Origin of the sequence: Streptomyces sp. NBC_00454 (assembly GCF_041434015.1) — a bacterium.
In the GTDB taxonomy this organism is placed as follows: Bacteria; Actinomycetota; Actinomycetes; order Streptomycetales; family Streptomycetaceae; genus Streptomyces.
Window position 1 is genome coordinate 5,894,241 of the sequence record NZ_CP107907.1, and the last position, 16,077, is coordinate 5,910,317.

Genomic DNA, 16,077 nt, shown 5'->3' on the forward strand with positions numbered 1-16,077 from the left:
CCGACCCAGGACTGGGCCGGGAACTTCTCCGGTCGACGACACGCTTGCATACAGTGGCAGGTCTGACAGGAATCTCTGCATCGCGATCGAAGGGACCACATGCCCATGGGTCACACGGCCACAGCCCAGGCCGGCTCCGGCGGCCTCACAGCGACCGAGCACAGGCTGGCCAACGGCCTGCGCGTGGTGCTGTCCGAGGACCACCTGACCCCGGTCGCCGCGGTCTGCCTCTGGTACGACGTCGGCTCGCGCCACGAAGTCAAGGGGCGTACCGGCCTTGCTCACCTCTTCGAGCACCTGATGTTCCAGGGCTCGCAGAACGTGTCCGGCAACGACCACTTCGAACTGGTCCAGGGAGCCGGCGGCTCCCTCAACGGCACCACCAGCTTCGAGCGCACCAACTACTTCGAGACGATGCCGACGCACCAGCTGGAGCTCGCGCTGTGGCTGGAGGCGGACCGGATGGGCTCGCTGCTGGCCGCCCTGGACGACGAGTCCATGGAGAACCAGCGCGATGTCGTCAAGAACGAGCGCCGCCAGCGCTACGACAACGTCCCGTACGGTACGGCCTTCGAGCGGCTGACCGCTCTGGCGTACCCGGAGGGCCACCCCTACCACCACACGCCGATCGGCTCGATGGCCGACCTGGACGCCGCGTCCCTGGAGGACGCGCGCACCTTCTTCCGTACGTACTACGCGCCCAACAACGCGGTGCTGTCGGTCGTCGGCGACATCGACCCCGAGCAGACGCTCGCCTGGGTCGAGAAGTACTTCGGCACCATCCCCGCCCACGACGGCAAGCAGCCGCCGCGCGACGGCTCGCTCCCCGACATCATGGGCGAGCAGCTGCGCGAGGAGATCGTCGAAGAGGTCCCGGCCCGTGCGCTGATGGCCGCCTACCGCCTCCCGCACGACGGCACCCGCGAGTGCGACGCCGCCGACGTGGCGCTGACCGTCCTCGGCAGCGGAGACTCCTCCCGGCTGCACAACCGCCTGGTCCGCCGCGACCAGACCGCCGTCGCGGCGGGGTTCGGGATGCTGCGCCTGGCCGGCGCGCCCTCCCTCGGCTGGCTGGACGTCAAGACCTCCAGCGGGGTCGAGGTGCCCGCCATCGAGGCGGCCGTGGACGAGGAGCTCGCGCGGTTCGCCGCCGAGGGCCCGACGGCCGAGGAGATGGAGCGCGCGCAGGCCCAGCTGGAGCGCGAATGGCTGGACCGGCTGAGCACGGTGTCCGGCCGCGCGGACGAACTGTGCCGCTTCGCGGTGCTGTTCGGCGACCCGCAGCTGGCGCTGACCGCCGTCCAGCGGGTCCTCGACATCACCGCCGAGGAGGTCCAGGCCGTGGCCGCCGCCCGACTGCGCCCGGACAACCGCGCGGTGCTCGTGTACGAGCCGATCGCGGTGGACGAGACGGACGAGCCGGCCGAGAACAGCGACGAGAACGAAGGGGCGGAGCAGTGAGCGACACCGCAGCCGTCACGATGACCTTCCACCCGCGCCCGCAGGCCGGCGAGCCGCAGCCGTGGGCCTTCCCGGCCCCCGACCGCGGGGTCCTGGCCAACGGCCTGACCCTGCTGCGCTGCCACCGGCCGGGCCAGCAGGTCATCGCGGTCGAGATCAACCTCGCGGCCCCGCTCGACGCGGAGCCCGAGGGCCTGGACGGCGTGGCCACCATCATGGCCCGCGCCCTCTCCGAGGGCACCGACAAGCATTCGGCCGAGGAGTTCGCGGCCGAGCTGGAGCGCTGCGGAGCCACCCTCGACGCGCACGCCGACCACCCGGGCCTGCGGGTCTCCCTGGAGGTTCCGGCCTCCCGCCTGCACAAGGCGCTGGGACTGGTCGCCGAGGCGCTGCGCGCGCCGGCCTTCACCGACGCCGAGGTCGACCGCCTGGTGCGCAACCGGCTCGACGAGATCCCGCACGAGCTGGCCAACCCGCAGCGCCGCGCCGCCAAGCAGCTCTCCAAGGAGCTGTTCCCGCAGTCCCTGCGGATCTCCCGCCCGCGCCAGGGCACCGAGGAGACGGTCGCGCGGATCGACTCCGCGGCCGTACGCGCCTTCTACGAGGCCCACGTACGCCCCGCGACCGCCACCGCGGTGATCGTCGGCGACCTGACCGGCATCGACCTGGACGCCGTCCTGGCCGACACCCTGGGCACGTGGACCGGTGACACCACCGAGCCCCGCCCGGTAGCGGCGATCACCGCCGACGACCGCGGCCGCGTGGTCATCGTGGACCGGCCCGGAGCCGTCCAGACGCAGCTGCTGATCGGCCGCATCGGACCGGACCGGCACGACCGGATCTGGGCGCCCCAGGTGCTCGGCACGTACTGCCTGGGCGGCACCCTCACCTCGCGCCTGGACAAGGTGCTGCGCGAGGAGAAGGGGTACACCTACGGCGTGCGCGCCTTCGGCCAGGTCCTGCGTTCCACCGCCGACGGCAAGGGCGCCTCGATGCTCGCCATCAGCGGCTCGGTGGACACCCCGAACACCGGCCCGGCCCTGGACGACCTCTGGAAGGTGCTGCGCACCCTCGCCGAGGGCGGCCTGACCGACGCCGAACGGGACGTGGCGGTGCAGAACTTGGTGGGCGTGGCCCCGCTGAAGTTCGAGACGGCCGCCTCGGTCGCGGGCACCCTCGCCGACCAGGTCGAGCAGGAGCTCCCGGACGACTACCAGGCGCAGTTGTACGCGCGGCTCGCCGAAACGGGCACGGTGGAGGCCACTTCGGCGGTCGTCAATGCCTTCCCGGTGGACCGCCTGGTCACGGTGCTGGTGGGCGACGCCTCGCAGATCGAGGAGCCCGTACGGGCCCTGGGGATCGGCGAAGTGACCGTGGTCACCAACTGACCGGACGGTGTGCGGCCGTTCGTCGGCCACCGGAGGGGCCCCATGCGGTATTTCCGCAGGGGCCCCTTTTGTCCATTTAGTCGTGTGGTTGCTTGTATGTGGTGTGGCGTACGCAACAAAAAGGCGTGTCTGTTTGGCGATTGACTGATGATCCGCCTAGCGTCGGCCGTGCTGTCCGTCAGTTGTAACCGCCGCGCCCGCGGCACCGGACAGCGATCGCCGAGTCCCCGTCAGGCGCGAGCCTGGGGAGCCGGGGACCCACATGTGTCCCTGGGGTGAATCGGACCGCCTCGTGAGAGGTGGCCCGTAGGAGACCTTCCTGCTCCGAACCCGTCAGCTAACCCGGTAGGCGAGAGGGAAGGAAAGGATCAACCCCTTCATGGCCTTTGGCAGTCGTGCCGCCGGCAAGCACCGTGGTTCCAGCCGTCTGAGCCGCAAGACCGCCGGCTACGCCGGCATAGCCGCCGTCGTCACCACCGGTGTCGTCGGCTCCCTGGCCGGCCCGGCGTTCGCCGCGGACAAGGCCCCCTCCGTCGAGGACACCGGCCTGAACACCATCGTGGTGGCCGACGAACTCGCCGGCGAGATCCAGGCCCAGGCCCACTCCCAGCAGCGGGCCGCCGAGGCCGCCGCCGCCAAGGCGCAGGCCGAGGCCGACGCGAAGCAGCGCGCCGCCGAGGCCAAGGCGAAGGCCGAAGCCCGCGCCAAGGCCGAGCGCGAGGCCGCCGAGCGCGCGGCCCGCGACGAGGAGCGCAAGCGCCTCAACACCTTCGTGGCCCCGATCACGGACTCCTACGTCAGCACCCAGTGGCACGCGGGCGGCGGCATGTGGTCCTCCGGCAGCCACACCGGCATCGACTTCCACGCCGCCTCCGGCACCGAGGTGCACGCGGTCGGCCTGGGCACCGTGGTCGAGGCGGGCTGGGGCGGCGCGTACGGCAACAACGTCGTCATCAAGCACGCCGACGGCACCTACACCCAGTACGGCCACATGACCTCGCTGAGCGTCTCCGTCGGCCAGCAGGTGACCCCGGGCCAGCAGATCGGCCTGTCGGGCTCCACCGGCAACTCCAGCGGCCCGCACCTGCACTTCGAGGCCCGTACCGGCGCCGAGTACGGCACGGACATCGACCCGGTCGCGTACCTGCGCTCCCACGGCGTCAACGTCTGACCCAGGTCTCAGGCCGCACGACGCCCCGCCGCGTCACGCGTCTTTCCGAAGGCCCCGGCTCTATCCGAGCCGGGGCCTTCGCGTTGTGTGAATGTTTCGTATTTCCGACCGCTCTCGGAAATTATCGTGTGTTGCAATAGAGTCGCAGCGCGCACAGCCATACGAAAAAGGCGGAGGTCCGGTCTTGCGTATTCCCGCGCACACGGTATGCACAGCAATCCGCGACGACATCGTCTCCGGGGTGTTCGAGCCCGGTGGCCGGCTGACCGAGGAGGTGCTGGCCCGCCGGTACGGAGTCTCGCGCGTCCCGGTGCGCGAGGCACTGCGCACGCTGGAGTCCGAGGGGTTCGTGACCACCCGCCGGCACGCGGGCGCCTGCGTGGCCGAGCCGACCGAGCAGGAGGCGGCCGACCTCCTGGAGCTGCGGATGCTGCTGGAGCCGCTCGCGGCCGCGCGGGCCGCCCGGCGCCGTGGCGAGGCCCACCTCAAGGTGTTGCGGGGGCTGGTCAGGCTGGGGCAGGAGAGGGCCAGGAGGGGGCAGGGGGAGGATCTGCGCTCGTTGGGCGGCTGGTTCCACGAGACGCTCGCCCAGGCGTCGGGGAGCCCGGGGCTGATCACGCTGCTCACCCAGATGCGCCACAAGCTGGCCTGGATGTACGTGGTGGAGTCCCCGGCGCGGCCCGTGGAGTCCTGGGCGGAGCACGGCGCGATCGTGGACGCGGTGGCCCGGGGCGACGCCGAGCGGGCCCGGACGCTGACCGCGGCGCACGTGGACCGCGCGGCGGGGGCGTACCGGATCAGGGTGAGGACTTTGCAACCTGCCGTAAACATGGCAAGCGGCCGGCATTAACAAACGCCGTATACAAAGGTCTGATATCCGTATGGCGCCGAGGATATCGCGGGTCGCGCAATTCGCGTGAATTCACGTCCGGGTGCGCCTTGCGCATTTCCGGCCGGCTGAAATGCAGCGAAGCCGTTGCCTCCGACGGTGGTCGGGGGCAACGGCTTCGCCGTGCACGTCTTGCGTGTCGAACCCGAAGGGTCAGACGGTCTCGGGGAGCTCCTCGAGGCCCTCGGCGACCAGCTTCGCGAGGCGGTCCAGCGCGGCCTCGGCGCCATCGGCCTCGGACGACAGGACGATCTCCTCGCCGCCCTGGGCGCCCAGGCCCAGGACCGCCAGCATGGAGGCGGCGTTGACGGGGTCGCCGCCGGCCTTCGCGATGGTCACCGGGACGCCGGAAGCGGTCGTCGCACGGACGAAGATCGAGGCGGGACGAGCGTGCAGGCCCTCGGCCCAGCCGACGTTGACGCGGCGCTCTGCCATGGTGATGCCCTTCAGGTTCTTACGGTTGTCTAGACCAGTCTCTCATGACGTCCGGAATGGTCGGACCGACCTTCGGCCCGAAAATCCCGCCGTTCGACCTACCCCAGCTTGCACTGATTCGGGTCAGCTTGCCCGATGCGCCGCGCCCAGGCCAATCGAACCGTTCGAGCCTTAAGGTGGCCCCATGACCACCGAGTCGGACCCCTCGTACCCGGACCACTGGGAAGCCGACGTCGTCCTGCGCGACGGCGGAACCGCCCGGATCCGGCCCATCACCACCGACGACGCGGGCCGGCTGGTCAGCTTCTACGAGCAGGTCTCGGACGAGTCCAAGTACTACCGGTTCTTCGCTCCCTACCCCCGGCTCTCCGACCGCGACGTGCACCGCTTCACGCACCACGACTTCGTGGACCGGGTCGGCCTCGCCGCGACGATCGGCGGAGAGTTCATCGGCACCGTCCGCTTCGACCGGATCGGATCCGACGGCCGGCCGGCCACCGGGCCCTCCGACGAGGCCGAGGTTGCCTTCCTCGTCCAGGACGCCCACCAGGGCCGCGGAGTCGCCTCGGCGCTGCTCGAACACATCGGCGCGGTGGCGCGCGAGCGCGGCATCCGCCGCTTCGCCGCCGAGGTGCTGCCCGCCAACACCAAGATGATCAAGGTGTTCACGGACGTCGGCTACCAGCAGAAGCGCAGCTTCGAGGACGGCTCCGTCCACCTCACCCTCGACCTCGAACCCACCGCCGAATCCCTCGCCGTGCAGCGCGCCCGCGAACAGCGCGCCGAGGCCCGGTCCGTACAGCGGCTGCTCGCCCCCGGATCCGTGGCGGTGATCGGAGTCAGCCGCTCCGGCGGGGGAGTGGGCGCGGCCGCCCTGCGCAACCTGCGGGACAGCGGCTTCCACGGCCACCTCTACGCCGTCAACGAGGCCTGCGCCCCCGGCATCGCCAGCGGCCTGCTGGACGGCGTACGGGCCTACCGCGCGGTCGGCGACATCGGGGCCCCGGTGGACCTCGCGGTGATCGCGGTCCCCGCCGAGCGGGTCCCCGAGGCGGTGGCGGCCTGCGGTGAGCACGGGGTGCAGGGACTGGTGGTGCTGTCCGCCGGATACGGCGAGAGCGGGACCGAAGGCCTCGCCCGCCAGCGCGAACTGGTGCGGCAGGTGCGCTCGTACGGGATGCGGCTGATCGGGCCGAACGCCTTCGGGGTGATCAACACCGCGCCGGAGGTGGGGCTGAACGCCTCGCTGGCCCCGGCCCCGGCCCCCGCGCGGGGACGGGTCGGCCTGTTCACCCAGTCCGGAGCGATCGGCATCGCGCTGCTCTCGGGGCTGCTGCGGCGCGGGGAGGGGCTGTCCTCCTTCGTCTCCGCCGGGAACCGGGCGGACGTCTCGGGCAACGACATCCTCCAGTACTGGTACGACGACGAGGAGACCGACGTCGCACTGATGTACCTGGAGACCCTCGGCAACCCGAGGAAGTTCACCCGCCTCGCGCGGCGCACCGCCGCAGTCAAGCCGGTGGTCGTCGCCCTGGGCGGTCGCCACACCCCCGCCGGACACGTGGTCCCCGGCACCCGGCTGCCCGAGTCGACCGTCTCGGAGCTGCTGCGGCAGGCCGGGGTGATCCGCGTCGACACGGTCACCGAGCTGGTGGACGCCGGCCTGCTGCTGGCCTCGCAGCCCGTACCGGCCGGGCCGCGGGTGGCGATCCTCGGGAACTCCGAGTCGCTCGGGGTGCTCACCTACGACGCGTGCCTGACGGAGGGACTGCGGCCGCTGGCGCCGCTGGACCTGACCACCGCCGCCTCGCCGGAGGACTTCCGCGCCTCGGTCGCCGCGGCGCTGGCCTCGCCGGACAACGACGCGGTCGTCGTCACCGCGATCCCCTGGGTGAGCGAGCACACCCTGGCCGACGACCTGGCCGAGGCCCTGCGGGCGGCGGTCGCCGAGCATCCCGGCAAGCCGGTGGCGGTGGTCCACGTGGAACTGGGCGCCCTGGCCGAAGCCCTCTCGGCGGCCACCGCCCCCGCGGGAACCTTCCCCCACCCCGCCCTCTCCCCCTACCGGGGCGCCACCCCGGAGCCCGCGCCGCCCGCCCCGGCGGGACCGGGGGCTGCGCCGGCCGACGCGCAGGCGCCCGGTGGCGACGGGATCCGGATCCCCAGCTACCCCGCCGCCGAGCGGGCCGTGAAGGCCCTCGCCGAAGCCGTGCGCTACGGGCAGTGGCGGCGGGCCACCGCCGAAGCCGGGCAGGTGCCCGATTACGAGGACATCGACGAGAGCGGGGCCGCCGGGCAGCTCTCCCGGCTGCTGGAGCAGGTGGGGGACACAGAGGTGCGGGGGCTCCCGGACCCCGACGCCCGCGAGCTGCTCGCCCGCTACGGGATCCGGGTGCCGCCCACGCTCCCCGCCCCCAGCGCGGACTCCGCCGTCCGCGCCGCCCAGGTCCTCGGCTACCCCGTGGCGCTCAAGACCACCGCCCCCCACCTGCGCCACCGCGCCGACCTCGGCGGCGTACGCCTCGACCTCACCACCGAGGCCGACCTGCGCCGGGCCTACGGGGAGCTCACCGACATGCTGGGCAAACCGCAGGAGCTGCTCCCCGTGGTCCAGGCCATGGTTCCCCGCGGCGTGGACACCGTCATCCGCTCCGTCATCGACCCGGCCGCCGGAGCCGTCCTCTCCTTCGGGCTCGCCGGAGTCGCCTCCGAACTGCTGGGCGACACCGCCCACCGGCTGGTCCCCGCCACCGACCGGGACGCGGCGGGCCTGATCCGCTCCATCCGCGCCGCCCCGCTCCTCTTCGGCTGGCGCGGGAGCGACCCCGTGGACACCACGGCCCTGGAGGAGCTGCTCCTGCGCCTCTCCCGCCTCGTCGACGACCACCCCGAGGTGGTCGGAGTGGACCTGGAGCCCGTGGTCGTCGCCACCGAAGGACTCTGCGTCCTCAGCGCCACCGTCCGCGTCGCCCACCCGCCCGCCCGCGGCGACCTCGGGCCGCGGACCCTGCCCAGCTACTGAGCTCCGGACCCCGCCCGGCCACCGAGCTCCGGACCCCGCCCGGCCACCGAGCTCCGGACCGGCTCGGTCCGGGGCGGCCGGGGTGCCCCGAACGGGCCTTAGGATGGACCTCATGGCGAAATCCGGTACGACGACCCAGGGGCTGCGCACGGCGATCGAGCGCAGCGGCTACTACCCGGCCCTCGTGGCCGAGGCCGTGGAGGCCGCGGTGGGCGGCGAGCCGATCTCCTCGTACCTGGTCCACCAGGAGACGACCTTCGACTCCAACGAGGTGCGCCGGCACGTCACCGTGCTGGTCCTGACCGGCAACCGGTTCATCGTGAGCCACACCGACGAGCAGGCCGCCGACGCCGGTTCCCCCTCGCCGTACGCGACCACCTCCACCGAGTCGGTCAAGCTGGCCACCATCTCCTCCGTGGTCCTCAGCCGGGTCGTGGCCAACCCCGAGTCCTACACCCCCGGCACCCTGCCCCGCGAGGTCGTCCTGACCATCGGCTGGGGCGCGGTCTCGCGCATCGACCTGGAGCCCGCCGCCTGCGGGGACCAGAACTGCGACGCCGACCACGGGTACACCGGCAACTCCACCGCCGACGACCTCAGCCTGCGCGTCAGCGAGGCGGGCGACGGCCCCGAGGCGGTGCGCCAGACCCTGCTCTTCGCGCAGGCGCTCTCCGAGGCCACGGCGGCCACGTCCAACCCCGCCCGCTGATGGCGTACGCCGCGGCGCAGAACTGGGCGGACGAGCCGGAACTGCTGGACCTGGCCGGTGCCCCCGTCCCGGAGTACGGCTCCGGCTCCCTCGCCGACCTGCTGCCCACCCTCGTCGCGGGCCAGGGCGTACCGGGCTTCGAGGCCTCGATCGCCGAGCTGACCCCGGCCGACCGGAACTGCGTGTTCCTGGTCGACGGGATGGGCTGGGAGCAGATCAAGGCCCACCCGGAGTGGGCCCCGTACCTCACCTCCCTCCTCGGCAGCTCGCGCGGCGGCACCGGCCGGCCGATCACCGCGGGCTTCCCGGCGACCACCGCCACCTCGCTCGCCTCCGTCGGCACCGGCCTGCCGCCGTCCCGGCACGGCCTGCCCGGCTACGCCGTGCGCAATCCGGCCACCGGCGAACTGATGAACCAGCTCCGCTGGCAGCCGTGGACCCCGCCCAAGCCCTGGCAGCCGTACCCGACGGTCTTCCAGCAGGCGGACGCCGCCGGGGTCGCCACCGCACAGGTGTCCGCGCCGGCCTTCCAGACCACCCCGCTCACCAAGATCGCGCTGAGCGGCGGCACCTTCCTCGGCCGGATGACCGGCGAGGAGCGCATGGACCTGGCGGCCGAACGCCTCGCGGCCGGTGACCGCTCGCTCGTGTACACGTACTACAGCGAACTCGACGGGGCAGGCCACCGGCACGGAGTCGACTCCGACGCCTGGCGCGGCCAGTTGATGTACGTGGACCGCCTCGTCCAGCGCCTCGCCGAGCAACTCCCGCCCCGCACCGCGCTGTACGTGACCGCCGACCACGGCATGGTGGACGTCCCCTTCGACGAGGACTCCCGCATCGACTACGACGACGACTGGGAACTCGGCGCGGGCGTGGCCCTGCTGGGCGGCGAAGGCCGGGCCCGGCACGTGTACGCCGTACCGGGCGCCGAGGCCGACGTCCTGACCGTGTGGCGCGAGGTGCTCGGCGACCGGTTCTGGATCGCGAGCCGCGAGGAAGCCCTGGAACTGGGCTGGTTCGGGACGCCGGGCGAATGCGACGAGCGCGTCCTCGGCCGCATCGGCGACGTCGTCGCCGCTGCCCAGGCCGACGTGGCGATCACCGCCTCCCGCAACGAGCCCAACGAATCGGCCCTCGCCGGAATGCACGGCTCCATGACCCCGGCCGAGCAGCTCGTCCCGCTGCTCGAAATCCGCTCCTGACGGCTCCCCGCCGTCCCCCCTCCGCCGTCCCCTCCCTGACCCGAAAGGTCCTGCTCCCCATGCCCGAGCTGGTGTTCTTCTCCGGAACGATGGACTGCGGAAAGAGCACACTGGCGCTCCAGATCGCCCACAACCGCGACGCGCGGGGCCTGCAGGGCGTGATCTTCACCCGCGACGACCGTGCGGGCGAGGGCAAGCTGTCCTCCCGCCTGGGGCTGGTGACGGAGGCGGTCGAGGCGCCGGAGGGCATGGACCTGTACGCGTACCTGGTCGCCCAGCTCTCCAAGGGCGGCAAGGCGGACTACGTGATCGTGGACGAGGCGCAGTTCCTGGCCCCGGAGCAGATCGACCAGCTCGCCCGCATCGTCGACGACCTCGGCCTGGACGTCTTCGCCTTCGGCATCACCACGGACTTCCGCACGAAGCTCTTCCCCGGCTCGCAGCGGCTGATCGAGCTGGCGGACCGCCTGGAGCAGCTCCAGGTGGAGGCCCTGTGCTGGTGCGGCGCCCGGGCCACGCACAACGCCCGTACGGTGGGCGGGGAGATGGTGGTCGAGGGCGCCCAGGTGGTGGTCGGCGACGTCAACCGCCCGGCGGAGGAGATCGGTTACGAGGTCCTCTGCCGCCGCCACCACCGCAAGCGCATGACGAGCGCCGCGGCCCACGCGGGCGCGCTCTCCCCGGACGTCCTCCCGGTCAACCACGCCTGACCGGGCCCTGCCAGGGCCTGTGAAGGGAACCTCTGGCGCCCCGGGCACGGGGGAGGATTACCTCCATGACCTGGAATGAATTCGTGGTGAATGCGGAGGTCTTCTCCCCGTTCTACGACGAGCTGCCCCCGCTGACGGCAGTCCGGATCCGCTCCGTCCACCTGGACGGCTGGGCCTCGGCCGTGACGCTCCGGATCGACATGCCCCGCTTCCCGGACCGGTGGGAGCGGGGGCCCGGGGACACCATGCAGTGTCAGCTCCAGTTCTCGCACGCCCGGGACTTCGTGATGGACGGCTGGCGGCCACCGGTGACGGCGGACGTGGAGCTGGCCGCGCTGCCGGAGTACCGGATCGCGGTACGGGTGGCGGCGGACGGGGCCGAGGTGGCGTTCACGGCGAACGCCTCCGTGGTCGCCGGGCGGCTCGGGGTCTTCACCCGGGGGCCGGACGGCGGCGACGGCGGGCCGCGCGACTTCGCACGCCCCATCGAGCGCAGGCGCTACCCGGAGCTTCCGCCCACCCATGACAACACCTTCTACGAGCGGGTCTGAGAGTCCGAGATGAGCCTGCCCCTTCCCCCGTGGCCGCAACTCGCGGTGCTGTACGACGCACCGCCGGACCTCTCCTCGTGCCCGCTGTACTACGTGCACGTGGACGAGCGGGACACCTCGGTCACCCTCGGCTTCGAGACCTCGAGGCTGCCCGACCACCCGCAGTCGGACTGGGAGGAGGGCACGTACAACACCCTGCGCTTCTTCGCCGTGTTCAGCGGTGTGGAGGAGCTGCGGATGGCGGGCATCGCCGCGGAGCATCCGGGTCGCCACGACCGCACGGTGCGCGTCACGGAGGGGGCGGCAGGTCGACAGCAGGTGTCGGTGACCAGCGGGACCCGCTCGATCTCCTTCACCGCCGAGACCTCTCGGCTCGACCAGATCCGCGTATATCTGCAGGGATCACCTTGACGGTTCCGGCGTGAGGGCCCGTACGAAACCCAGTTCGTCAGCACGGGGCGGCGCGCGACGCACGTCCGGGTGGTACTTGCCCGCGCGGGCGGATTCTGGCGGTCCGGGGCCGGGCGGGCGGCAAGAGTTGGCCCATGATCATGGATCCCGATGCCAACGCCGGAAACCCTGAGGCTTCCGGAACCCCCGGCGAGCCCGTACCGGCGCCTTCCCGCCGGCCCTCCCGCCGTACCGTCATCGCCGGCGCGGCCGCCGTCGCCGGAGCCGGCGGGCTGGCGCTCGCCGTCACCTCCGCCGAGACCTCGCAGGCCGTCCCCGGCGCGGCGGTCGCCGACTGGGGTGCCTGCCTGGCGATCGCCCGGGCCATCCTCGTACGGGACGAGCAGGACCAGCCGCTCGTACCGCGCTACGCCGACATCCTCCTGAAGAACGGCCTGCCCCGCTCGCGCCGCCCCGGCAAGAAGGTGCTCGTCGTCGGCGCCGGTCCGGCCGGCCTCACCGCGGCCCACCTGCTGCACCAGGCCGGCCACCAGGTCACCGTCATCGAGGCCAACGCCAACCGGGTCGGCGGCCGGATCAAGACCTTCCGCACCGGCGGCCACGAGAACGCCGCCCAGCCCTTCGCCGACCCCAAGCAGTACGCCGAGGCCGGCGCGATGCGCATCCCCGACAGCCACCCGCTGGTCACCGGGCTGATGGATGGCCTCGGCCTCAAGCGCCGGCGCTTCTACCTGGTCGACGTGGACGCGGCCGGCCGCCCCGCCTACCGGACGTGGATCTACGTCAACGGCATCCGCGTCCGCCGCGCCGACTACGCGAGCGCCCCGCAGGCGCTCAACCGTTCCTTCGGAGTTCCGAAGGAGTACGAGTCCGTCCCCTCCTCGCAGATCGTCCGGGACGCCTTCGCCCCCGTGCGCAAGGAGATCGAGGGCAAGAAGGACAAGGACCTCGTCGAGGGCTGGGCGCGCGTCATCCAGCGCTACGGGCACATGTCGATGTACCGATTCCTGACGGAGGAGGCCAAGCTCGACGAGCGGACCATCGACCTGATCGGAACCGTCGAGAACCTCACCTCCCGCCTGCACCTCGCCTTCGTGCACAGCTTCATCGGCGCCTCGCTGATCAGCCCCGACACCGCCTTCTACGAACTGCCCGGCGGCAGCGCGACCCTGGCCGACGCGATGTACGCGCGCGTCAAGGACCTCGTGCGGCTCGACCGCCGCGCGACCCGCATCACCCACGGGGAGGGCAGGGTCACCGTCGAAACCGTCTCCGAGGGCAAGGGCGGCAGTCCCGTACGCCGCGAGACCTTCACCGCCGACACCGCCATCATCACGGTCCCCTTCTCCGGGCTGCGTCACATCCCCATCGCCCCCGCGCTCTCGTACGGCAAGCGGCGCGCGGTCACCGAGCTGCACTACGACGCCGCCACCAAGGTGCTGCTCGAATTCAGCCGCCGCTGGTGGGAGTTCGACGAGGCCGACTGGAAGCGCGAGCTGGAGGCCGTGCAGCCCGGCCTGTACCGGAAGTACCAGACCGGGCGGACCCCGGCCGACGGAGCCCTGCTGGGCGCCCACCCCTCCGTACCCGAGGGCCACGTCTCCGAAGGACAGCGGTCCCACTACGCCGCCAGCCGCGTGGTCACCCGCGACCAGCCCGAAGCGGCCCACGTCATCGGCGGAGGCTCGGCCACCGACAACCCCAACCGCTTCATGTTCCAGCCCTCCTACCCCGTCGAAGGCAGCGCCGGCGGCGTCCTCCTCGCCTCCTACAGCTGGTCCGACGACGCCCTGAAGTGGGACTCCCTGGACGACGAGGAGCGCTACCCGCGCGCCCTCGCCGGGGTCCAGGAGGTGTTCGGACAGCGCATCGAGGTGTTCTACACCGGCGTCGGCCGCACCCAGTCCTGGATGCGCGATCCGTACGCCTACGGTGAGGCCTCCGTACTGCTGCCCGGCCAGCACACCGAGCTCTTCTCCCACGTCCGCAAGGCCGAGGGCAGCCTGCACTTCGCCGGATGCCACACCTCCATCAAGCCCGCGTGGATCGAGGGAGCGCTGGAATCCGCGGTGCGCAGCGCACTGGAAGTGCACACGGCGTAGCGGCGCCCCCGGCGGCGCCGTCAGCCCTCGGCCGTCAGCCCTCGGCCCTCAGCTCTCGGCGAGCACGATCAGCCAGTCCTCCGCCGAGAGCCGGACCGGCCGGCGCTTGTCGGGGTTGATCCGCACCCCGTAGTCGGGGCCCGTGGCGCTCAGCGCGCGCAGCCGGTAGCCCACCGCGCATTCCCCGCGCCGCCGCGCCGATTCGACGGCGGTGGCGAAGGGGACCTCGGAGCCGGCCCGGACGTAGTCCGAGGCCGGCTTGAGGTGGAACTCGTGGCCCTGTGCCTTGAACAACTCCTCGAAGACCTGGGCGAGGTACGGGCTCTCGGAGATCTGGGTCATCAGAAGGCTGATCAGCCTGCCGCTCACGATGAAGTCGGCGCCGTCCCGGGCCGGCGCGAGGAGCCGGTTGCCGTCGTCGGACATCTCGGTGGTGAGCGCGAGTTCCCGCCGGGCGGCTTCCCCGATGGCCCGCAGGTGCAGCAGGGTGACCAGCGTCCTGTCGTCCGCCCGCGCCTGCGGATCCGTCACCGGAGCGAGGGCGGCCACCGGTGCGTCCGGGGTCCCGGGCGCCTCCGGGGCACCCGGCTCCGTCTCACCGACGACGATCACGCCGTCGTACGAGGGCACGTCCAGCTTGGCCAGGGTGAGCGGGTCGGTGATGTCGCCCTCGTGGAAGGTGACTTCGAGGCGGGACCGGGCGGCCGAGACGGAGCGGTCGCCGCGCGTGGCCGCGTACTCGCCGAGGGCCACGACGTCCAGGGTGGTACCCGGGCTCACGTACTGGTCGAGCTGCTCGATGACGAGCGGGGCGCGGCGGTTCCAGCCGAGCAGGAGGAGACGTTCGGCGCGGTCCGTTCCGGGTCCGGCCGTCACGATCGCGTCCTCCCGGACATGGGAGGCCACGTCCGCCCGTACGGCCGTGTCGTCGTCCCGGGAGATGGCGATGATCCGGTCGGCCGGGCCGATCACCGTCGCCGGATCCGGGTTGAGGGTGACGCTCCCGTCGGCGTGCAGCAGGCCGACCGCCGAGGACGTGGCGAACGACAGCAGGGCCTCGCCGAACGCACGCCCCGCGAGGTCCCCGGCCGCGACCGGGTAGAACTCGTCGCCCGCGAAGTCCAGCAACTCCGAGTAGACGAGCGAGAGGCCGGGCTGCCGGGTCGTCTGGACGAGGAGCCGGGCGATGATGTCGTCGACGCACAGGACGTGTCCCGCGGGCCCGGCGGCCAGCCGGGCCGTCACGTGGTTGCGGGAGTCACGGACGGCGGCGACCACCACCGCTGCCCGGTCCGCGGGCCCGGGGACAGCGGCGTCGAGGGCGAGCAGCGTCTTCACCACGTGGGCGTCTCCGGTGTCCCCGGTCGGAGGAAGCACCAGCACCGCCTTCGCGGTGCGCGGGCTCATCCGGCACAACTCGGCCGGGTCGGTGGTGCTCCCGCTGCGGCAGATGATCCGCGTTCTGCCGCTGTCGCCGGTGCGGGCGGAGATCTCCTCCTCCATCCACACCTTGTCCTGCGGGGCGAGCAGGGCGACGGCGGAGCGATGCTGGTTCGCGTGGGCGGCCACCAGCTCCCCGATCACGGGAAAGACCTGGTCCGACCAGCCCAGTACGACGGTGTGCCCGGTCTCCAGCACGGTGGAGTGACCGCGGCGCAGCGACATGATGCGCCGGTTGATGCCCGTGGTGATCAGACTGACCAGGGTCGACACGAAGAGCAGGGCCACGAGGGCGAGCGCTACGGAGGCCAGCACGTAGAGCGGGGAGCCGACCGCACCCCCGATCTTCAGCGTCTGGCCGACGCTGACCCATACGGCGGCGAGCCGGCCCGCGAGGGTGGCCGGAGCGGCGCGGTCGGACCAGACGAGGACGATGCTCGCCGGCACGACCACGGCGAGGCAGGCCAGGGCCAGCCAGCCGATGAGCGCGGTCGTTCCCCCCGAGACCAGATGGTCGAAGCGGTACTGGAGACGGAGCCGGAGCGACGTCGTGTCCTGCTGCGCCACGCGAGCTCCCGTACCT

General features: G+C 72.2%; 13 protein-coding genes and 1 riboswitch. Of the genes, 11 read left to right on the top strand and 2 right to left on the bottom strand.

Translation table 11 applies throughout. From position 1 onward, the window contains the following. Positions 1–99 precede the first annotated feature (99 nt). The 4 genes from OHU74_RS27160 to OHU74_RS27175 all read left to right on the top strand — a co-directional run bounded on the left by OHU74_RS27160 (position 100) and on the right by OHU74_RS27175 (position 4,870). Complete coding sequence (locus OHU74_RS27160; RefSeq protein WP_371618274.1) at positions 100–1,461, top strand: M16 family metallopeptidase; 1,362 nt, start codon at positions 100–102, stop codon at positions 1,459–1,461. Positions 1,462–1,481: 20 nt separating this feature from the next. Further along, positions 1,482–2,849 carry a M16 family metallopeptidase gene (locus tag OHU74_RS27165; RefSeq protein WP_371619827.1) on the top strand — a complete coding sequence of 456 codons (1,368 nt, stop codon included), beginning with the start codon at positions 1,482–1,484 and terminating at the stop codon, positions 2,847–2,849. A gap of 207 nt (positions 2,850–3,056) precedes the next feature. Beyond that, positions 3,057–3,216: riboswitch (cyclic di-AMP (ydaO/yuaA leader) on the top strand. A gap of 12 nt (positions 3,217–3,228) precedes the next feature. Next, positions 3,229–4,020: a M23 family metallopeptidase gene (locus tag OHU74_RS27170; protein ID WP_371618275.1), complete on the top strand. Its 792-nt coding sequence runs from the start codon at positions 3,229–3,231 to the stop codon at positions 4,018–4,020. Positions 4,021–4,204: 184 nt separating this feature from the next. Then, on the top strand, positions 4,205–4,870 hold the full coding sequence (locus OHU74_RS27175; RefSeq protein WP_371618276.1) for a GntR family transcriptional regulator: 666 nt from the start codon (positions 4,205–4,207) through the stop codon (positions 4,868–4,870). A gap of 192 nt (positions 4,871–5,062) precedes the next feature. Here the strand turns inward: OHU74_RS27175 and OHU74_RS27180 are convergent, their stop codons facing one another. After that, complete coding sequence (locus OHU74_RS27180) at positions 5,063–5,344, bottom strand: HPr family phosphocarrier protein (protein WP_250746483.1); 282 nt, start codon at positions 5,342–5,344, stop codon at positions 5,063–5,065. Positions 5,345–5,528: 184 nt separating this feature from the next. On the opposite strand from OHU74_RS27180, the gene OHU74_RS27185 reads away from it, so the two are divergent. The 7 genes from OHU74_RS27185 (at position 5,529) to OHU74_RS27215 (ending at position 14,054) form a co-directional block, all read left to right on the top strand. Then, complete coding sequence (locus OHU74_RS27185; protein WP_371618277.1) at positions 5,529–8,366, top strand: GNAT family N-acetyltransferase; 2,838 nt, start codon at positions 5,529–5,531, stop codon at positions 8,364–8,366. Positions 8,367–8,478: 112 nt separating this feature from the next. Next, on the top strand, positions 8,479–9,075 hold the full coding sequence (locus tag OHU74_RS27190; RefSeq protein WP_330298991.1) for a DUF5998 family protein: 597 nt from the start codon (positions 8,479–8,481) through the stop codon (positions 9,073–9,075). Beyond that, entirely contained in the window at positions 9,075–10,280 is a 1,206-nt protein-coding gene (locus OHU74_RS27195; protein ID WP_371618278.1) for an alkaline phosphatase family protein, read from the top strand. The genes OHU74_RS27190 and OHU74_RS27195 overlap by 1 nt, the downstream gene beginning before the upstream one ends. A 59-nt stretch (positions 10,281–10,339) precedes the next feature. Then, complete coding sequence (locus OHU74_RS27200) at positions 10,340–10,990, top strand: thymidine kinase (RefSeq protein ID WP_330298993.1); 651 nt, start codon at positions 10,340–10,342, stop codon at positions 10,988–10,990. A gap of 65 nt (positions 10,991–11,055) precedes the next feature. Beyond that, positions 11,056–11,541: a hypothetical protein gene (locus OHU74_RS27205; RefSeq protein WP_371618279.1), complete on the top strand. Its 486-nt coding sequence runs from the start codon at positions 11,056–11,058 to the stop codon at positions 11,539–11,541. 9 nt (positions 11,542–11,550) lie between these two features. Then, positions 11,551–11,952: an Imm50 family immunity protein gene (locus OHU74_RS27210; protein WP_371618280.1), complete on the top strand. Its 402-nt coding sequence runs from the start codon at positions 11,551–11,553 to the stop codon at positions 11,950–11,952. 140 nt (positions 11,953–12,092) lie between these two features. Then, the gene (locus OHU74_RS27215) at positions 12,093–14,054 is read left to right on the top strand and encodes a flavin monoamine oxidase family protein (protein WP_371619828.1); all 1,962 of its coding nucleotides are present in this window, start codon (positions 12,093–12,095) and stop codon (positions 14,052–14,054) included. 48 nt (positions 14,055–14,102) lie between these two features. Here the strand turns inward: OHU74_RS27215 and OHU74_RS27220 are convergent, their stop codons facing one another. Next, positions 14,103–16,061: an NAD-binding lipoprotein gene (locus OHU74_RS27220; RefSeq protein ID WP_371618281.1), complete on the bottom strand. Its 1,959-nt coding sequence runs from the start codon at positions 16,059–16,061 to the stop codon at positions 14,103–14,105. Between the last annotated feature and the right edge of the window lie 16 nt (positions 16,062–16,077).